This is a genomic window from Ruegeria sp. BG10 (genome assembly GCF_056538575.1).
On the sequence record NZ_JBQFTI010000005.1, the window covers coordinates 170,961 to 187,259 of the forward strand.

General features: G+C 60.2%; 15 protein-coding genes and 1 pseudogene. 6 read left to right on the forward strand and 10 right to left on the reverse strand.

Translation table 11 applies throughout. From position 1 onward, the window contains the following. Positions 1 to 55: 55 nt before the first annotated feature. Entirely contained in the window at positions 56 to 793 is a 738-nt protein-coding gene (locus tag ACR0D8_RS17940; RefSeq protein WP_480648555.1) for an N-formylglutamate amidohydrolase, read from the reverse strand. Between the two features lie 117 nt (positions 794 to 910). Between ACR0D8_RS17940 and pyk the strand changes: the two genes are divergently transcribed. The 5 genes from pyk to rplT all read left to right on the forward strand — a co-directional run bounded on the left by pyk (position 911) and on the right by rplT (position 5,353). Then, a complete protein-coding gene (gene pyk / locus ACR0D8_RS17945) occupies positions 911 to 2,356 on the forward strand; it encodes a pyruvate kinase (protein WP_480648557.1) in 1,446 nt (481 codons plus the stop codon). Between the two features lie 233 nt (positions 2,357 to 2,589). After that, positions 2,590 to 3,027, forward strand: a complete 438-nt coding sequence (locus ACR0D8_RS17950) for a universal stress protein (protein ID WP_475163180.1) — start codon at positions 2,590 to 2,592, stop codon at positions 3,025 to 3,027. Positions 3,028 to 3,039: 12 nt separating this feature from the next. After that, positions 3,040 to 4,590, forward strand: coding sequence for an alanine/glycine:cation symporter family protein (locus tag ACR0D8_RS17955; protein ID WP_480648559.1), 1,551 nt, complete (start codon positions 3,040 to 3,042; stop codon positions 4,588 to 4,590). A gap of 182 nt (positions 4,591 to 4,772) precedes the next feature. Then, positions 4,773 to 4,973: a 50S ribosomal protein L35 gene (rpmI, locus tag ACR0D8_RS17960; protein WP_010443552.1), complete on the forward strand. Its 201-nt coding sequence runs from the start codon at positions 4,773 to 4,775 to the stop codon at positions 4,971 to 4,973. Positions 4,974 to 4,987: 14 nt separating this feature from the next. Further along, positions 4,988 to 5,353, forward strand: a complete 366-nt coding sequence (rplT, locus tag ACR0D8_RS17965) for a 50S ribosomal protein L20 (protein ID WP_152457001.1) — start codon at positions 4,988 to 4,990, stop codon at positions 5,351 to 5,353. Positions 5,354 to 5,467: 114 nt separating this feature from the next. On the opposite strand, the gene ACR0D8_RS17970 is transcribed toward rplT, so the two are convergent. Together ACR0D8_RS17970 and ACR0D8_RS17975 are read right to left on the reverse strand one after the other, a co-directional pair. Beyond that, positions 5,468 to 7,027, reverse strand: coding sequence for a hypothetical protein (locus tag ACR0D8_RS17970; RefSeq protein ID WP_480648561.1), 1,560 nt, complete (start codon positions 7,025 to 7,027; stop codon positions 5,468 to 5,470). Between the two features lie 202 nt (positions 7,028 to 7,229). After that, positions 7,230 to 8,621 carry an aminotransferase family protein gene (locus ACR0D8_RS17975; protein ID WP_475163170.1) on the reverse strand — a complete coding sequence of 464 codons (1,392 nt, stop codon included), beginning with the start codon at positions 8,619 to 8,621 and terminating at the stop codon, positions 7,230 to 7,232. A 222-nt stretch (positions 8,622 to 8,843) separates the two neighbouring features. Between ACR0D8_RS17975 and ACR0D8_RS17980 the strand changes: the two genes are divergently transcribed. Next, positions 8,844 to 10,472 carry an acyl-CoA synthetase gene (locus ACR0D8_RS17980; protein ID WP_480648563.1) on the forward strand — a complete coding sequence of 543 codons (1,629 nt, stop codon included), beginning with the start codon at positions 8,844 to 8,846 and terminating at the stop codon, positions 10,470 to 10,472. Here ACR0D8_RS17980 and ACR0D8_RS17985 read toward each other — a convergent pair. The 7 genes and pseudogenes from ACR0D8_RS17985 to fahA form a co-directional block, all read right to left on the reverse strand. After that, positions 10,469 to 10,726: pseudogene (locus tag ACR0D8_RS17985) on the reverse strand (DOPA 4,5-dioxygenase family protein); the annotation flags it as partial. The gene ACR0D8_RS17980 and the pseudogene ACR0D8_RS17985 overlap by 4 nt on opposite strands. A 171-nt stretch (positions 10,727 to 10,897) precedes the next feature. Then, positions 10,898 to 11,536, reverse strand: a complete 639-nt coding sequence (maiA, locus tag ACR0D8_RS17990; protein ID WP_480648727.1) for a maleylacetoacetate isomerase — start codon at positions 11,534 to 11,536, stop codon at positions 10,898 to 10,900. A gap of 4 nt (positions 11,537 to 11,540) precedes the next feature. Continuing rightward, positions 11,541 to 11,738, reverse strand: coding sequence for a DUF2783 domain-containing protein (locus tag ACR0D8_RS17995; RefSeq protein ID WP_480648565.1), 198 nt, complete (start codon positions 11,736 to 11,738; stop codon positions 11,541 to 11,543). A 5-nt stretch (positions 11,739 to 11,743) separates the two neighbouring features. Further along, the gene (locus tag ACR0D8_RS18000) at positions 11,744 to 13,354 is read right to left on the reverse strand and encodes an FAD-dependent oxidoreductase (RefSeq protein WP_480648567.1); all 1,611 of its coding nucleotides are present in this window, start codon (positions 13,352 to 13,354) and stop codon (positions 11,744 to 11,746) included. Between the two features lie 134 nt (positions 13,355 to 13,488). Continuing rightward, on the reverse strand, positions 13,489 to 14,439 hold the full coding sequence (locus ACR0D8_RS18005) for an MBL fold metallo-hydrolase (protein WP_480648569.1): 951 nt from the start codon (positions 14,437 to 14,439) through the stop codon (positions 13,489 to 13,491). Positions 14,440 to 14,443: 4 nt separating this feature from the next. Next, positions 14,444 to 14,980 carry a dihydrofolate reductase family protein gene (locus tag ACR0D8_RS18010; protein WP_480648570.1) on the reverse strand — a complete coding sequence of 179 codons (537 nt, stop codon included), beginning with the start codon at positions 14,978 to 14,980 and terminating at the stop codon, positions 14,444 to 14,446. Between the two features lie 3 nt (positions 14,981 to 14,983). Beyond that, positions 14,984 to 16,240: a fumarylacetoacetase gene (fahA, locus tag ACR0D8_RS18015; RefSeq protein WP_480648572.1), complete on the reverse strand. Its 1,257-nt coding sequence runs from the start codon at positions 16,238 to 16,240 to the stop codon at positions 14,984 to 14,986. Between the last annotated feature and the right edge of the window lie 59 nt (positions 16,241 to 16,299).

The following is a 16,299-nucleotide window of genomic DNA, read 5'->3' on the forward strand; positions in this document are numbered from 1 at the left end:
CAGGGCCGGTTCTCGCAAGAATGCAGGACTGGACATATTGTCGTAAGTGTCTGTTTCAAAGGTCACTATCGGACAGTGCATCTTCCAGAACGATGGCAAGACGTTCCGCCCAGGCGCGCTGTCCGGCGTGATCGGCGATCAGGTCGTTTCGCAGCTCGATCAGGGCGTTCGGGCGGCCATGTGCCGTGCAGTGCCGGTCAATGGCGTCACCGGGCAGGACGCCGGTATAGGGCTCGTTTACGCCGACACAAAGGTCATCCTCTGCGTTCAGGCGGTCGATCAGCGGGCGCGCGAACCGTTCATCCGGAGTGTGCAGCACACCCACATGCCACGGGCGCGGTGCGCGTCCCCGCAGTTGCCGGGTGAAGGAATGCATCGACACGATGATCGCGTGCGGCAGCGCCGACAATTGTCCCAGCGCCTGATGGTAAGGGCGATAGCACATGTTCAGGCGCCGTTCGCGCTCGGCCGCATCCGCATGGCGATTTCCGGGGATGATCGAGCCATCGTAAAGCTTCATCAGCAGGGTCGGGTCGTCCTCACCCCGGTTCGGGTCGATCACCAGACGCGAGAAATTTGCCGCAATCACCGGCGCATTCAGGATCTCTCCCAGATGCTTCGACACCTCATAAGCGCCGACGTCATAGGCGATATGACGTTCCATGTCCTCGCGCGGAAGACCAAGGTCACCGCCGTTGATTCCCGGTGGCACGGTGTTGGTTGCGTGGTCGCAGGTGATCAGCCAGCGCGCCGGGCGATCCGCGCCATGGATAAAAAACGGAGAATACGTCATGAGCCTGTCATCTAGTTTGCCGCAGGTGTAGGGCAGTTGCTTCGGAAAGGGAATTGCGCAATAAGCGGCTCAAGCTATGTTTGCGGTAACATCGACGACGTGAGGAGAGCAAGACCAATGCGACGCCTGAGAAGTGTAAAGATCGTGGCGACGCTGGGGCCGGCGTCCAACAACTATGACACCATCCGCGCCCTGCACGAGGCAGGGGCCGACGTGTTCCGCCTGAACATGAGCCATGGCAGCCATGACGAAATCCGTGAACGCCACCGCATCATCCGGCAAGTGGAAAAGGACCTGGACAGCCCGATTGCGATTCTGGCGGACCTCCAGGGGCCAAAGCTGCGCGTCGGCGTGTTTGCCAATGATGCCGAAGAACTGGAAGAGGGCGCCGCGTTCCGGCTGGACCTGGATCCTGCGCCCGGTGATGCCGGTCGCGTCTGCCTGCCGCACCCCGAAATTTTTGCTGCGCTGGAAACCGGCGCACGCCTGCTGGTCAACGACGGCAAAATCCGTCTGATCGTGCAGGATTGCGGCCAGGACTTTGCAAATTGTACGGTCGAGGTTGGTGGAACCATATCAAACCGCAAGGGCGTGAATGTTCCGGATGTCCTGCTGCCACTGGCCGCGCTTTCGGCCAAGGATCGCGACGATCTGGAATTTGTCTGCCAGCTGGGGGTCGACTGGCTGGCGCTGAGTTTTGTGCAGCGCGCCAAGGATGTGTTCGAGGCGCGCGCGCTGGCCGATGGCCGAGCCTCGATCCTGTCCAAGATCGAAAAGCCCGCCGCTGTCGAGGCGTTTGACGATATCCTTGATGCATCGGACGGGATCATGGTCGCGCGGGGCGATCTGGGGGTGGAACTGCCGGTTTCCGCAGTGCCGCCGATTCAAAAGCGCCTGGTGCGCAAGTGCCGCGGCGAAGCCAAGCCGGTGATCGTTGCAACACAAATGCTGGAAAGCATGATCGAAAGCCCGATGCCAACGCGGGCTGAGGTTTCGGATGTGGCCACGGCCATCTATGAAGGCACGGACGCCATTATGCTCAGCGCGGAATCCGCGGCCGGGTCCTATCCGGTCGAGGCCGTGCAGACCATGAACCAGGTCGCGATCGAGGTTGAGGCCGACCCGACCTATATGCAGATCATCGCCGCATCGCGTACGGCGCAGGGTACAACGATTGCCGACGGTATCGTGGCCGCTGCACGCGAAATCGCGGAAAAGACCGATATCAAGGCCATCTGCTGCTTTACTCAAAGCGGTACAACGGCCCTGCTGACGGCCCGGGAACGCCCCGAGGTTCCGATTATCGCGATGACACCAACCACCGGCACCGCGCGCCGTCTGTGCCTGAGCTGGGGCTGCCATTGCGTGATGACGCCCGAGCTGGAGCGGTTCAAGAGTGCGGTTGTGAACGCAGCCCGCGCAGCCCGCGCAGGCGGGTTCGCGTCCGAGTCCGATCAGATCGTTGTCACTGCCGGCGTTCCCTTTAACGTGCCCGGAACAACCAATATTTTGCGCATCGCGCCTTGTGACGAACGCCTGATCTACAACACCGATCCGGGTTGATCCGAGCTGGCATTTTCGCTCATGGCGCGGAAATGCCTGTTTTTTAGGCGGAAAAAGTACAATAATTACATATGTTTGCCGGGTTATTGGTTGAGCCCGGCAAAATCCTCTCTATTTTTCGGTGATTTTCCCGGATACTCCTTCTCAGGGGCAGTCTATTCATAAGTTCCAGGTTCCGGCTGCTCCGCCGGGGGCACGGGCCCCGGTTCAATCAACGATAACGGAGGAACGTCATGACAACGAAAATTGTCATAGGACTGGACGGGACAGAAACCGGAGAGCGCGCGATCGCCTTTGCCAAAGACCTGGCCGAGCGGATCGGGACATGCGAATTGCTTGTGGTCTATGTCATCGAATGGTCCCCATTTACCTTTCAGACACCAGAGGAAAACGCCCTGCGTCACAAACGGCGCGAGGAAGAGGTGGATCTGGCAACGACACGCATCGTCACACCGGCGGTCGACGCATTGAACGGCGCGGGCTTTTCCGCGCATGGCATTGTGCGCCATGGCGACGTGGCCGAGACGCTGAACACGATCACGGTTGAGAATGGCGGCTCGCAGATCATCGTCGGCCGCGCCTCGGCGGACGGGTTCAAGAAACGCCTGTTCGGCAGCTCGACCCAGAATCTGGTCATGCATGCCGATGTTCCGGTCACCGTTGTGAATTGAGGGAGGGACGAGATGACTAATTTGAAACATTTGGGTCTTGCCGCGACCACCGCCCTGATTGCCGGCCCCGCAGCGGCGCAAGAGGCAGTCGGTCTGGACGACAAGATCAATCAGGCTTTTGCCGATTTTACCGGGCCGTTTGTCAGCTTTATCTTCGCACCGTTTCCGGGAACGGGCTTCCCGTGGATCGTGGGGTGGCTGGTTGTCGCGGCGACGGTCTTCACGCTATATTTCGCATTTGTGCAGCTTCGGTTCTTTAGCCACGCGATCAGCCTTGTGAAAGGCGACTATTCCGATCCCAACGACGCGGGTGAGGTCAGCCACTTTCAGGCTCTGGCCACGGCTCTGTCCGGTACGGTCGGTCTTGGGAACATCGCCGGTGTGGCGGTGGCTGTCGGAATCGGCGGGCCCGGGGCGACGTTCTGGATGATCATGGCCGGCCTGTTGGGCATGGCGTCGAAATTCACCGAATGTACGCTGGGTGTGAAATACCGCAATGAATACGATGACGGCACCGTTTCGGGTGGTCCGATGTACTATATGTCCAAGGGTTTTGCCGAACTGGGTCTGCCCGGCGGCAAGATTCTGGCCATCCTGTTCTCGATCTTCTGTATCCTTGGTGCGCTGGGCGGAGGCAACATGTTCCAGGCCAACCAGGCGCATCAGCAGATCGCGGGCATCGTCGGGGATTACCCCGGGTGGATCACCGGTCTGGTTTTCGCGGCTATCGTTTTCCTTGTGATCGTGGGTGGCCTCAAATCCATCGCGCGCGTGACCGAAAAAGTGGTGCCGTTCATGGGCGTCATGTATGTGGCCGCTGCACTGGTCATCATCATCATGCATGCCGATCAGATCGGCTGGGCTTTCGGTCAGATCTTTGCAGGCGCCTTCACCGGTCTCGGTGTGGCAGGCGGCATGGTCGGCGCATTGATCCAGGGCTTCCGTCGCGCGGCGTTTTCGAACGAGGCGGGCGTGGGTTCAGCTGCGATTGCGCACTCGGCCGTGCGGACCAAGGAGCCGATTACCGAAGGCTTCGTATCCCTGCTTGAGCCGTTCATCGATACCGTTGTGATCTGTACCATGACTGCGCTGGTGATCATCATCACCCAGCAACTGATCGTCGATCCGCAAACCGGTCTCTACATGCTGACCGAAGACGGCAGCGCGATTGCGACGGTAGACGGGAACTCGGGCGTCAGCCTGACCTCGGCGGCCTTTGCCAGCGCCTTTGGCTGGTTCCCCTATGTGCTGGCCATCGCGGTGGTTCTGTTTGCCTTCTCGACCATGATCAGCTGGTCCTACTATGGTCTTAAGGCCTGGACCTATCTGTTCGGTGAAGGTCACACCAAGGAACTGGTGTTCAAGATCATCTTCTGCATCTTCGTCGTCATCGGTGCCGCAGCCAATCTTGGCCCGGTCATTGACTTCTCGGACGCGGCGATCTTTGCGATGGCGGTTGTGAACGTCTTTGCGCTCTACTTCCTGATGAAAGTGGTGCGTCAGGAACTGGCGTCTTACGCCGAACGGCTGAGAACCGGAGAAATCCGCAAGTTCGGCCACTAAAACCTGACACCGGGGCGGCATACGTCGCCCCGGTGTCCCCCGGGATCGCAAAAAGCGCAGATTCTGGTCCAAACCCCCTTGCCAGTATGAGCGAACTTGCGTAAACGGCGCTTCTGATCGCGTGACCGGCCGAGATGGCATGCCGAGTCGCGTCTGAAACCGAACCCCGAAAGGAGACGGAAATGCCTAAGATGAAGACAAAGTCGAGCGCCAAGAAGCGCTTTAAGGTGACTGCGACCGGTAAGGTCCTTGCTGGCCAGGCCGGCAAACGGCACGGCATGATCAAGCGGACCAAGAAGTTCATCCGCGACGCCCGTGGCAACACCACCCTGTCCGCCCCCGACGCCAAGATCGTCAAGGGCTACATGCCCTACGACCGCTAAGAGGAGATTAAGAGATGTCCCGCGTTAAAGGTGGAACCGTAACTCACGCCCGTCACAAGAAGGTTATCAAGGCCGCCAAAGGTTACTATGGCCGCCGCAAGAGCACCTTCAAGGTTGCCCGTCAGGCCGTCGACAAGGCCAACCAGTACGCAACCCGCGACCGCAAGAACCGCAAGCGCAACTTCCGCGCACTGTGGATCCAGCGTATCAACGCTGCTGTCCGTTCGCATGACGAGGCTCTGACCTATTCCCGCTTCATCAACGGCCTGAACCTGGCCGGTATCGAAGTGGACCGCAAAGTTCTGGCCGACCTGGCCGTGCACGAACCGGAAGCGTTCGGCGCGATCGTCGCCAAAGCTCAGGCCGCTCTGACCGCCTGATCCTCTTTCGAGAGACAGTGAATGAAAGGGTCGTTCCGAACCGGAGCGGCCCTTTTTTGTTTTCGCGACAGATTAGGACAACAGAACCCAGTGCTTTGAACTGAAAGCAGGCGGTCAGGGCGATTGGACAAGGTCAGGGTACTTGCGACCATCAATTTCAGCCACAACTGGCCCCTCAGCCAGATCATCGAAGAACCTGTTCATGGCCTGTTTGCTGTCGTCGCTCTGCCTGACGTCGGAAGTGGTCGGGATCGAAGACGCGCCGGCATGGTGGTGCAACAGGGAATAGAGCCTGCCCAGCGCGCGCGCGACCGGTGAGATTCGCGTGCACAACGCAATCAGGTCCCGGTCATTGAACGGGTTGACATAGTTCGGGGTGCCCAGCCCGATCAGGTTCGCGCCCAGAGTGTTGGGCAGCAAAAGCTCCGTAAACGCCAGATCGTATGTGCGATGCCGGGCGCATTCCGGCAACGTCGCCATCCAGGCACGATAGCGGTCGCCCCAATACGCCGTGTTTTCCTCGGCCGGACGACCGCCAAGGACCAGTTTTGCAATTGCATGATCAACGGAAAACGCAAAATTCCTGCGCGGCCATTGGTTTGCCCCGGCAATGTCCAGAACGTTCCCGCGTAGGACCAGCTCGCAATCGGGCACAAGGGCGGCGGCGACCAGCACGTCCTCGGACCCCTCTTTGTGAAAGCCGGTGCGCATCCTGAACATCCGCTTCAACTGCCGGATCTGTACCCGCGACATATGCCCTTCCTGAATGGCCCGGCGTCCGTCGATAAGGGTTAGGGTCCGGCCCAGATCCGCCGCGATCTGCGCACCGACGAAGCAGTCGACCTTGCTGATCCAGTTGATCCTGTGGGTGAAACAAAATTTCACGTCGCCGATCTGATTCCGCGCCAGATAGGCCAGAATTCGGCTGTCATTGCCGCCTGACAGGGGCAAGGCACAGGAATAGCTGCCGATAAGGGCGGCTATCGTCTGTTGCAAACGCGCTGTCATGGTTTGCGCGGCAGAGTCGATATCATCAATCTCGGCCAGATTTGTGGTTTCAGTAGGCCAGTGTCGGATCAGCCTGAACGAACTCAAATCCAGATAGTGATTGGCCATAGCGCGCAGAACATCCGGGTGACAGGTGTGCTGCATCCCGAAATTTCCGCCACGCGACAGGATCAGGTTATAATCAATGTGCGGGTTCACCTGTAGTTCGCCACGAGAGGCCAACAGCGGCGAGGTGGCAACAAGACCGTCCTTTGCATTGTACACAGCCGGCATATCCACCACCGGGTCGAAATAGGCCCGCTGGCCAGCCTGGCACAGAATGATGGTCACATATTTGCCGGCCATCCGGCATATGGTGTCTTCAATATTGGTCCAGAAATCGGTGTCAGAAGCCGCCGCATCCAGCTTTAGCGGACTTTTGCTTTGAACCTCGCCCGCAGCCGATACCGCAACACCCAATAGCCATCCGACAGGCTGCCCGGATGCATCCAGAATGTTCTGACGATCCAGTTTGGGGCAGTGGCTTAGAAACCAACCCTGCGCGGGATCAGGGGTTTCCCAATCGGTCAGGTTCGGAACGGGCGCCTGCGACAGGACAAATTGATGAAGAAAAACCGACGGGAAGGCAAAGCCTCGTTCCTGGCAAATTCTCTGACCGGTCAACATGTTCCGGACCTTAGGCAAAGGCTTGGCCAGACGCCAGCAGTTCGTTCAGGTGGATCGCGGCTGGGACATGCCATTCCGACCCGGGACGCCGAAAATGCGCGGTGGACTTGTCTGTTCCCAAAGAAAAACCGGCGCTGGGATGCGCCGGCTTCTGTTTTTGTACCGCCCCGCCTTTGCGGCAAGCGGCGTTCCGTGTCAGGCGTCAGCCAAATACCCGCCCAAGCGCGCCATCGACCGCGTCAGTGATCTGGTCGATGTCATCCGCCGTGGCGATCAGCGCGGGCGAGAAGCACAGCGTGTTGTTCCTGCCGGGGACCGAGCGGTTGGTGACGCCGATGATCACACCCTGCGCCATACAGTCGGCCACGACAGCCTGCGCCAGCTTTTCGTCCACCGGTTCGCGGGTCGACCGGTCAGCCACCAGTTCGGCGCCCAGGAACAGGCCCTTGCCGCGCACGTCGCCCACGACCTTGTGCTTTTCCATCAGCGCCTGCAGGTTGCCCATCATGCGGTTGCCCATATCCGAGCAATTGCCCAGCAGGTTCTCATCTTCGATGATCCGCATGTTTTCGATCGCCGCCGCCGGACCGGCGGTGCAGCCGCCAAAGGTCGAGATGTCGCGAAAATAGTTCATCGGGTCCGCCGCGTCGTCCTTGAACATGTCAAAGACGTCTTCGGTGGTCACAAGGCAGGCAATCGCCGCATAGCCCGAGGCAACGCCCTTGGCCATGGTCACGAAATCGGGCTTGATGCCATATTGCTGGTAACCGAACCAGGTGCCGGTCCGACCGACGCCGCAGACGACCTCGTCGATATGCAGCAGGATGTCGTACTTCTTGCAGATCTCCTGAACGCGCTGCCAGTAACCCTCGGGGGCTTCGATGACGCCGCCGCCGGCAGTGACCGGCTCAAGGCACAGCGCGCCGACGGTTTCAGGGCCTTCGCGCAGGATCACCTCTTCGATCTGATCCGCCGCCCATTCGCCGAAGTTCTCCTCGGGTGCGCCGTTCAGTTCATGCTTGCGGTATTCCATGCAGTGGGGCACGCGAACAAAGTCAGGGGCAAAGGGGCCGTACTGCGCGTTACGCTCGTCCTGACCACCCGCTGACATCGCCGCGAGGGTCGAGCCGTGATAGTCGCGGTCGCGGTACAGGATTTTGGTCTTTTTGCCGCCATAGCGCTTATGCGCGATCTGGCGCACCATCTTGAACGCCTTCTCGTTCGCCTCGGACCCCGAGTTGGTGTAATAGACGCGGCTCATGCCCGGCATTTTGCTGATCAACTTTTCGGCAAAGATCGATCCCGGGATCGAACCTGCCGAATTGGCGAAATAGCACAGTTTCATCAACTGGTCATAGACCGCCTTGCAGATCGATTCGCGGCCATAGCCGACATTCACCGTCCAGACGCCGCCGGAAACGGCATCCAGATGCTCTTTGCCGTTCTGGTCCCAGACGCGCATGCCCTTGCCTTCGACAATGATGCGCGGATCGTTGGTTTCAAAGGGCTTATGCTGGATCAGGTGGTGCCAGATATGGGCGCGGTCAGCCTCGACCACGCGGGAAAGATCGTTTTCGTTGAACGTGCCGTCCATGACATGTCCTTTCAGAAAAATTGGGTGCTCTGGGTGCGGGAACGATGCCGCCCCGGCTTGTGTTTTCGATGGCTCAGATCACCGCGAATGGCCATCGGTAGATAGGGCCAGATTGCATCATCCCGTAGCGCCAGTCCATGCCTTCGGCGTATTTCTACGGGTTTGTCAGACGTCCAAGTTTGTGTTCAAGTCGCGCAGGTTTTGACGTGGGAGGGTCAGCCAATGACAGAGGCCAACATATACGAGCGTCATCTGGACAAGTGCCGGGCGAATTACACGCCCCTGTCCCCGCTCAGCTTTATCGAACGGACGGCGCTGATCTACCCGGATTACCCTTCGGTGGTCTATCAGGACCGCCGCTATTCATGGGGTGAGACCTATGCGCGCTGCCGTTGTCTGGCAGGTGCGCTGGCCGCACGTGGGATCGGCAAGGGCGACACCGTGTCGATCATCGCGGCCAACATCCCCGAGATGTATGAGGCCCATTTCGCTGTTCCGATGACGGGCGCCGTGCTGAACGCGATCAATACCCGGCTGGACGCGCCGATCATTGCCTTCATCCTGAACCACGCGGAATCCAGGGTGCTGCTGGTCGATCCCGAGTTTTCGGGTGTGGTGAAACAGGCGCTGGATCAGGTCGATCACGATATTCTGGTCATTGATATCGAAGACCCAAGTTATGACGGCGGTGAAAAGCTGGGAAGCCAGACCTATGACGCGCTGCTGGCCGAGGGCGATCCCGAGTTCGCCTGGTCATTGCCGGATGACGAATGGGATGCGATCACGCTGAACTATACCTCCGGTACGACGGGCAATCCCAAAGGCGTGGTCTATCACCACCGAGGCGCGGCCCTGAATGCGCAGTCAGACCTGCTGGACTGGGATATGCCGAAACATTCGGTCTATCTTTGGACCCTGCCGATGTTCCACTGCAACGGCTGGTGTTTCCCCTGGGCGATGGCGGCCAATGCCGGTGTTTCGGTCTGTCTGCGCGCGGTCCGGGACGAACCGATCTACGCGGCTTTCCGGGACGAAAAAGTCACCCATTTCTGCGGCGCCCCGATCGTTCTAAACATGCTGGCCAATGCGCCCGATCACCTCAAGGATTTCGATCATCAGATCAAGGTGATGACTGCCGGAGCACCACCACCGGCCGCCGTCATCGCAAACATGGAGAACATGGGTGTCGAGGTAACCCATGTCTATGGCCTGACCGAGACCTATGGCCCCTCGGTCGTCTGCGCCTGGAAGGACGAATGGAACAGCAAAGAGCCCGAGGAACGCGCCGCGCTCAAGGTGCGACAGGGGGTCCGCTATACCGCCTTGTCCGGGCTGATGGTGGCTGATCCGGATACGCTGAACCCGGTGCCCGCCGATGGCGAAACCTTGGGTGAGATATTCATGCAGGGCAACGTCGTCATGAAAGGGTATCTGAAAAACGCCGAGGCAACGTACAAGGCGTTCCGGGGCGGCTGGTTTGCGTCGGGCGATCTGGGGGTGGTGCATCCGGACGGGTATATCGCGCTGAAGGACCGGTCCAAGGACATCATCATCTCGGGTGGCGAGAATATCTCGTCGGTCGAAGTGGAGGATATCCTTTATAAACACCCGGCGGTGATGGAGGCCGCAGTGGTTGCGCGCCCGGATGACAAATGGGGCGAAACCCCCTGCGCATTCGTCGAACTCAAACCCGGGGCGCAGGCGACCGAGGCAGACATCATCACTTTCTGCCGGGACAACATGGCCCATTTCAAGGCCCCCAAAACGGTGGTGTTCGGGCCGTTGCCGAAAACCTCGACGGGCAAGATCCAGAAATTCAAGCTGCGGGACCAGGCGCGGGCGCTGGCTTAGGCGCCCGTCCTGTCAAAGATCGACAGGTCCAGGTCGAGCATTTCACCCATCCAGACACTGCGGTCCCGGTGATCGGCCAGGTGGTCACCGGTTTCGGGGTGGGTCAGGATGGTCAGCCCGCGGCGGTTCAGGATCAGCCAGGGAAACACCCGGTCAAAATCTGCGGCGTCAAAGCCCAGCTGACAGCTCCAGCGCGGGTGCGGGCCGACGTTGCGGGTCAGCATCCGACCCATCCGAACGGGCAGCAAACGCGCTGCCTCTTCGCAGACCTGTTATGCGATGTCCTGCGTATCGGCATCAAAATAGACATGGGCGTGATAGCCGGTGATTTCAGGCATCGGGGTCTCCTTCATAGGTCTGACCGAGGGTAGGATTGCCGCTCGGCAATTCCTATCCGCGCCAGAACACAGACCCTGTGCATCGTCTCAGGTGGGGGCGTGAGCGTCCGGGTGGGCGGCCACGAATGCGGGATGTTCCCCACAGGCGGCCTCGACACCCAGAGCGCGCGACAGGTCGGAAAGGTCGACCTGCCAGCGGCGCGCATTGTACAGTTGCGGGATCAGGCACAGGTCCGCCAGTCCGGGCCGATTGCCGCCACAATAAGGGGCCTGTTCGAAACCGCTCAGGAGCGTCTCAAATGCCAGCAGGCCGGGGCGGATAAAGTGCCGCATCCAGTCGCCGGGCATCCCTTCGGGCTGTCCGCTGAGGCGCGTTGCGTATTGCGCAACCGACAGGTTGCACACCGGATGCACATCCACAGCGAGCGAATGCGCAAGCGCAATCACCGCCGCACGGTGCGCGGGGTCCGCCGGCAAAAGACCCAGCCCTCGCGTCTGATCCAGATAGTCGATGATGGCCAGCGATTGCGTCAGCCGCAGCCCGTCAATCTCCAGCACCGGAACCAGCCCTTGTGGATTGCGTTCCAGATGGCTGTCCGTGGTCTGTTCCCCGGCCCTTAGATCCACCGAAACGGCGTGATAGGCGACCCCGGCAAGGTTCAGCGCAATCCGAACCCGATAACTGGCCGAAGACCGCCAGTAGTCATACAGCACCACCTCGCCCATGCGGTCAGTGACCTTTGAACGCGGCGGCATCCAGGGCCTGGGCCAGCACATCGGATTTTCCGATATGGTTGGCCAGCACCAGCACCAGCCGCGCGTTCAGGGCGTCGCTTTCGGCATTGTCCAGACCTTCATGCGTGGCAAGAAGACCGGCGTAAAAGGCATCGGCATCGTCGATATTCGGGGTGAGGATCAGATCGGTCATGTCGCTTACTCCTTACCGGTCGCCCGGCGGATCGCCTGCCGGAACGCGTTTTCTTCGTAATTGTCGCGGCGCGCGGCCACGTGCTGGTCCGGCCGGATCAGGTAGACCGCGCTGGTGGCATCGCCCAGATACCGGCGTTTGAGTTCCAGCGTCAGGTCATCCTTGACCGACAGGGCCAGCCGGGCGACTTCGACCCCGCCTTCTTCGATCCGGTCCGGCGCATCGGCATCTATGGTTAACAAAGTGAATTTGCCCGCCAGTTTTGGCAACAGAAAATCGTCCCCGAGCGGCGCATCCGGGCAGGCCGACCCCGGACGTGTCAGATCGGGGCCGTTCAGCGCATCCGCTGAGCTCAGCGAACTTCGCTCATAGGTGCAGGGTGTACTCAGCCGGCCGGAATTGACCAGTGGTCTTGCGAATTCGTAATGTTCGCTCAGGTCCAGAACCGCGTCCCGGAACAGATGCGACTGTTCGGATTTCGGCGTGATGAACTCGGTCGAGCTGGTGGACATGCGGATGTTCTCATCGGCGGCCTGGACCCGTTCGCGGCTGTAGCTGTCCAGCAGAAGGTCAGGTGCCGTTCCGTCGATAACCAGCTTCAGCTTCCAGCACAGGTTATCCGCGTCCTGCATGCCCGAGTTGGCTCCGCGCGCGCCAAACGGGCTGACCTGATGCGCGCTGTCGCCTGCAAACAGCACGCGGCCATGGCGGAACCGTTCCATCCTGCGGCACTGAAAGGTGTAGATCGACACCCATTCCAGCTCGAACTCGACATCGTCACCCAGCATCGCCTTCAGGCGCGGGATGACGTTTTCAGGCCGCTTTTCGCGTTCCTTGTCGATATCCCAACCCAGTTGCAGGTCGATGCGCCAGACATTGTCCGGCTGCTTGTGCAACAGCGCGGATTGCCCGCGATTGAACGGCGGATCGAACCAGAACCACCGTTCCGTCGGGAAATCGGCCTGCATCACCACATCGGCGATCAGGAAGTTGTCCTCGAACACGCGCCCTTCGAAATCCAGCCCCAGCATCCGGCGGGTCGGCGAATTGGCCCCGTCGCAGGCGATCAGCCAGTCGGCCTCGACGTTATACGGTCCTTCCGGCGTTTCGACTTCGAGTTTGACATGATCGTCATGGGTGCCGATGGCTTCGACTTTGTTGCGCCCACGGATTTCAATCGGCGCGCCGTCGGCCTGCAATTCCCGCACGCGGTCAACCAGGGCGTTTTCAAAGTAGTATTGCTGCAGGTTGATGAAGGCCGGGTTCGCATATCCTTCGTCCGGTTGCAGGTTGAAATCATAGACCTGGCGGTTGTCGAAATAGACCTTGCCGACATTCCACAGCACGCCCTTGTCCACCATCCGGCGTCCGGCGCCCAGACGGTCGGCAATGTCCAGCGTGCGCTGAGAAAAGCAGATCGCCCGGCTGCCAAAGCTGACCTTGTCATTGTCGTCCAGAACGACAACGCTGATCCCCTGCTGGGCCAGGTCGATGGCTGTGGCCAGACCCACAGGCCCTGCGCCGATCACGATGACCTTGTGGCGCACCGGCCTTGTCGCGTCCTGATCCGGGCTGCGGTTGTAGGCATAAAGCGGGACTTCGAAGATCTTGTTCATGGGCTCTCCCCCGATGCTGATGCGCCTGGGCGCCAAGGTCCAGTTCCCCGGCGCGGCCGCACCGGGGTCTTGCCTGATGCTCTCACCGATGGTTCCGGGGCAAAACGATCTGGATCAAATGCGACACTATGTCCTCAGCCCTGCAGGGCCTCCCACATCTCAAGGTCGCGCTGGGCTGTCCAGATGCGCGGCGTGTCGATGCCGCGGGCCTCGTCATAGGCGCGGGCGACATTGAACGGCAGGCAGTGTTCATAGATCGCGTAATCGGCAAATTTCGGGTCGCATTCGGCGCGTACCGCGTCCCAGGCTTCTTTCAGGGAACCGCCGCGCGCCGCGACCTTCGCCACTGGCCGATAGGTGCTGTCGACGAAATTGCGGGTGCTTTCGATGGCGGCGTTCACCATTTCCTTGCCGATCAGGGCGTCACCCCGTCCGGGGGCGATGGCATCGACACCGAACCATCTGATTGCATCCAGCGTATCGCCCCAGTCCGCGAAATGACCGTCACCGCAATAGCAGGCCGAGTGATATTCGACGATGTCGCCCGTAAACATCACGTTCTGATCCGGCACATGGATGACGATATCGCCCGCGGTATGGGCGCGGCCCAGATGCATCAGGTCGATCCGGCGGTTGCCCAGATAAACGGTCATTGTATCGCTGAAGGTGGTCGTGGGCCAGGTCAGGCCGGGAATGCCTTCATGCCCTTCGAACAGGCGGGGGAAGCGTTGGAATTCGCTGTCCCAGTCTTCCTGCCCCCGTTCCACGACCATCGCGCGCGCCATATCAGACATGATGACCTGCTGCGCGCCAAACGCACTGGCGCCCAGTACACGAACAGCGTGGTAATGGGTCAGCGCAACGTGGGTGATCGGTTTGTCAGTGACCGAGCGCACGCATTCGATCACCTTGTTGGCCAGGCGCGGCGTGGCCTGCGCCTCGACAATCATCACGCTGTCATCGCCAATGATCACGCCCGAGTTCGGATCGCCTTCGGCGGTAAAGGCATAGAGCCCTTCGCCGATCTCGGTAAATGAGATCTTCTTTTCCGTCATGTCTGCCTGCGAGGCGAAGGCTTTGGCCATTGGATCAGTCCTTGATGTCATAGTCGATCTGTAAAATCCCGCCCGGCTGTTCCGAGACGGAGGTCAATGTCAGGCCAACCTGCTTTCCCGCTGCAAAACAGGGCAGTCCCCGGCCAAGAAGTGTGGGCATGATGAAAATCCGAAGCGTATCGAACATGCCTGCATCCATTGCGGCGCGCTGGGTTTTGCCTCCGCCCATGATCCAGACTTTCGAGTGCCCGGCCTGGGTAATCGCGTCACGCAACACCTGAATGTCGCCCGAACCCGCGACGTGCTTGCCCTGAAAATCTGTCTGATGCGTCAGCACGTAACCGGGGCGCTCGCCATAGGGCCAGCCCCAGCCAAGCACCTGCTCATAGGTCGGGCGTCCCATGATCAGCGCGTCGATCTGTTCAATGAACACACCATAGCCGCCGTCGCCCCCATCGGTGGACAAGGCTTCGTTGAAAGGGTTCAGCCAATCCACGCTGCCGTCTTCATCCGCGATGAACCCGTCCAGGCTCATCGCGATATAGCCGACATATTTGGTGTTTGCGGTCATGGATCAGCGGCTGTAGGGATCGGATAGCGCGGGCAGCACTGTGCCGGTGCAGTCGCCGAAGCCAATGCTGTATCCGTCACCCTTTGCCGCACCCTTCAGCTTAAGTGTGTCGCCGTCTTCGATGAAACTGCGCGTCTCGCCGCCGTTCAGCGTCAGCGGCTCTTTCCCGCCCCAGCTGAGTTCCAGAAGCGAGCCGCGCTCGGGCTTGGTCGGCCCCGAGATGGTTCCGGACCCCAGCAGGTCTCCGGTATTCATCGGGCAGCCCGACGTGCTGTGATGGGCCAGTTGCTGCGCGGCGGAATAGTACATCTCTTTATAGTTCGTCGCCGCGATGGTTGTCGCGTCTTTGCCAGCGGGAGCCATCGTCACCTCAAGCTCGATATCATACAACATCGGGCCGCAGTCCTTCAGATGGTCCAGTAACTCGAATTCGCGCGGCGGAGTATTACACCGGAATGGCTCCAGCGCGGCTTTGGTCACGATCCACGGGCTGATCGACGTGGCGGTGGCCTTGGCCTGAAAGGGCCCGAGCGGTTGATACTCCCAAGCCTGAATATCGCGCGCTGACCAGTCGTTCAGCAGGACATAGCCGAAGATGTTATCATCAGCCTCCTGCACGGAAATCGGGCCGTCCGACGGCGTACCGACGATTGCGCCCATCTCAAGCTCGATGTCAAATCGGCGGCTGGGCAGAAAGGCGGGTTTCTCTTGGTCCGGGGATTTCAACTGACCCCAGGGGCGGCGGATATCGGTGTCCGAGACCACAACCGACGACGCGCGCCCGTTATACCCGATGGGGATGTGCAGCCAGTTCGGCGGCAGCGCGTTTTCAGCGCCGCGGAACATCGTTCCCACATTCTGGGCGTGGTGCCGGCCAGCGTAGAAATCGGTATATTCGCTGACCGCGAAGGGCATGTGCAGTTCGGCGTCGCCTTGCGCCACGAGCAGGGGTTCGACTTGCTCCCGTTCCTCTGTCTCTTCGGCCAGCATCTCGGTCAGCCGGTTGCGCAGCGCCGCCCAAACGGCAGGCCCCTGTTCCATCAACGGGTTCCAGAACGGCAAATCGAACAGCGGCTCGTCCGCCAGTGCGATCAGCCCCTGCTCTTCGGCGGCGGTGACATCGAGGATCATATCCCCGATCGCCACACCGCAACGAAGGTCGGACCCATCGGTCGAAAACACGCCATATGGCAGGTTGTTCAGCGGGAAAGGGTGGTCTGCATCGTTGGCCGACGCCACCCAGGATTTCATCAAAGGCATCTGTGATCCTTGTCGTCTTTGTCGTCGTTTCGAAAGTGGCACCGGGAACGGGCGTGCCG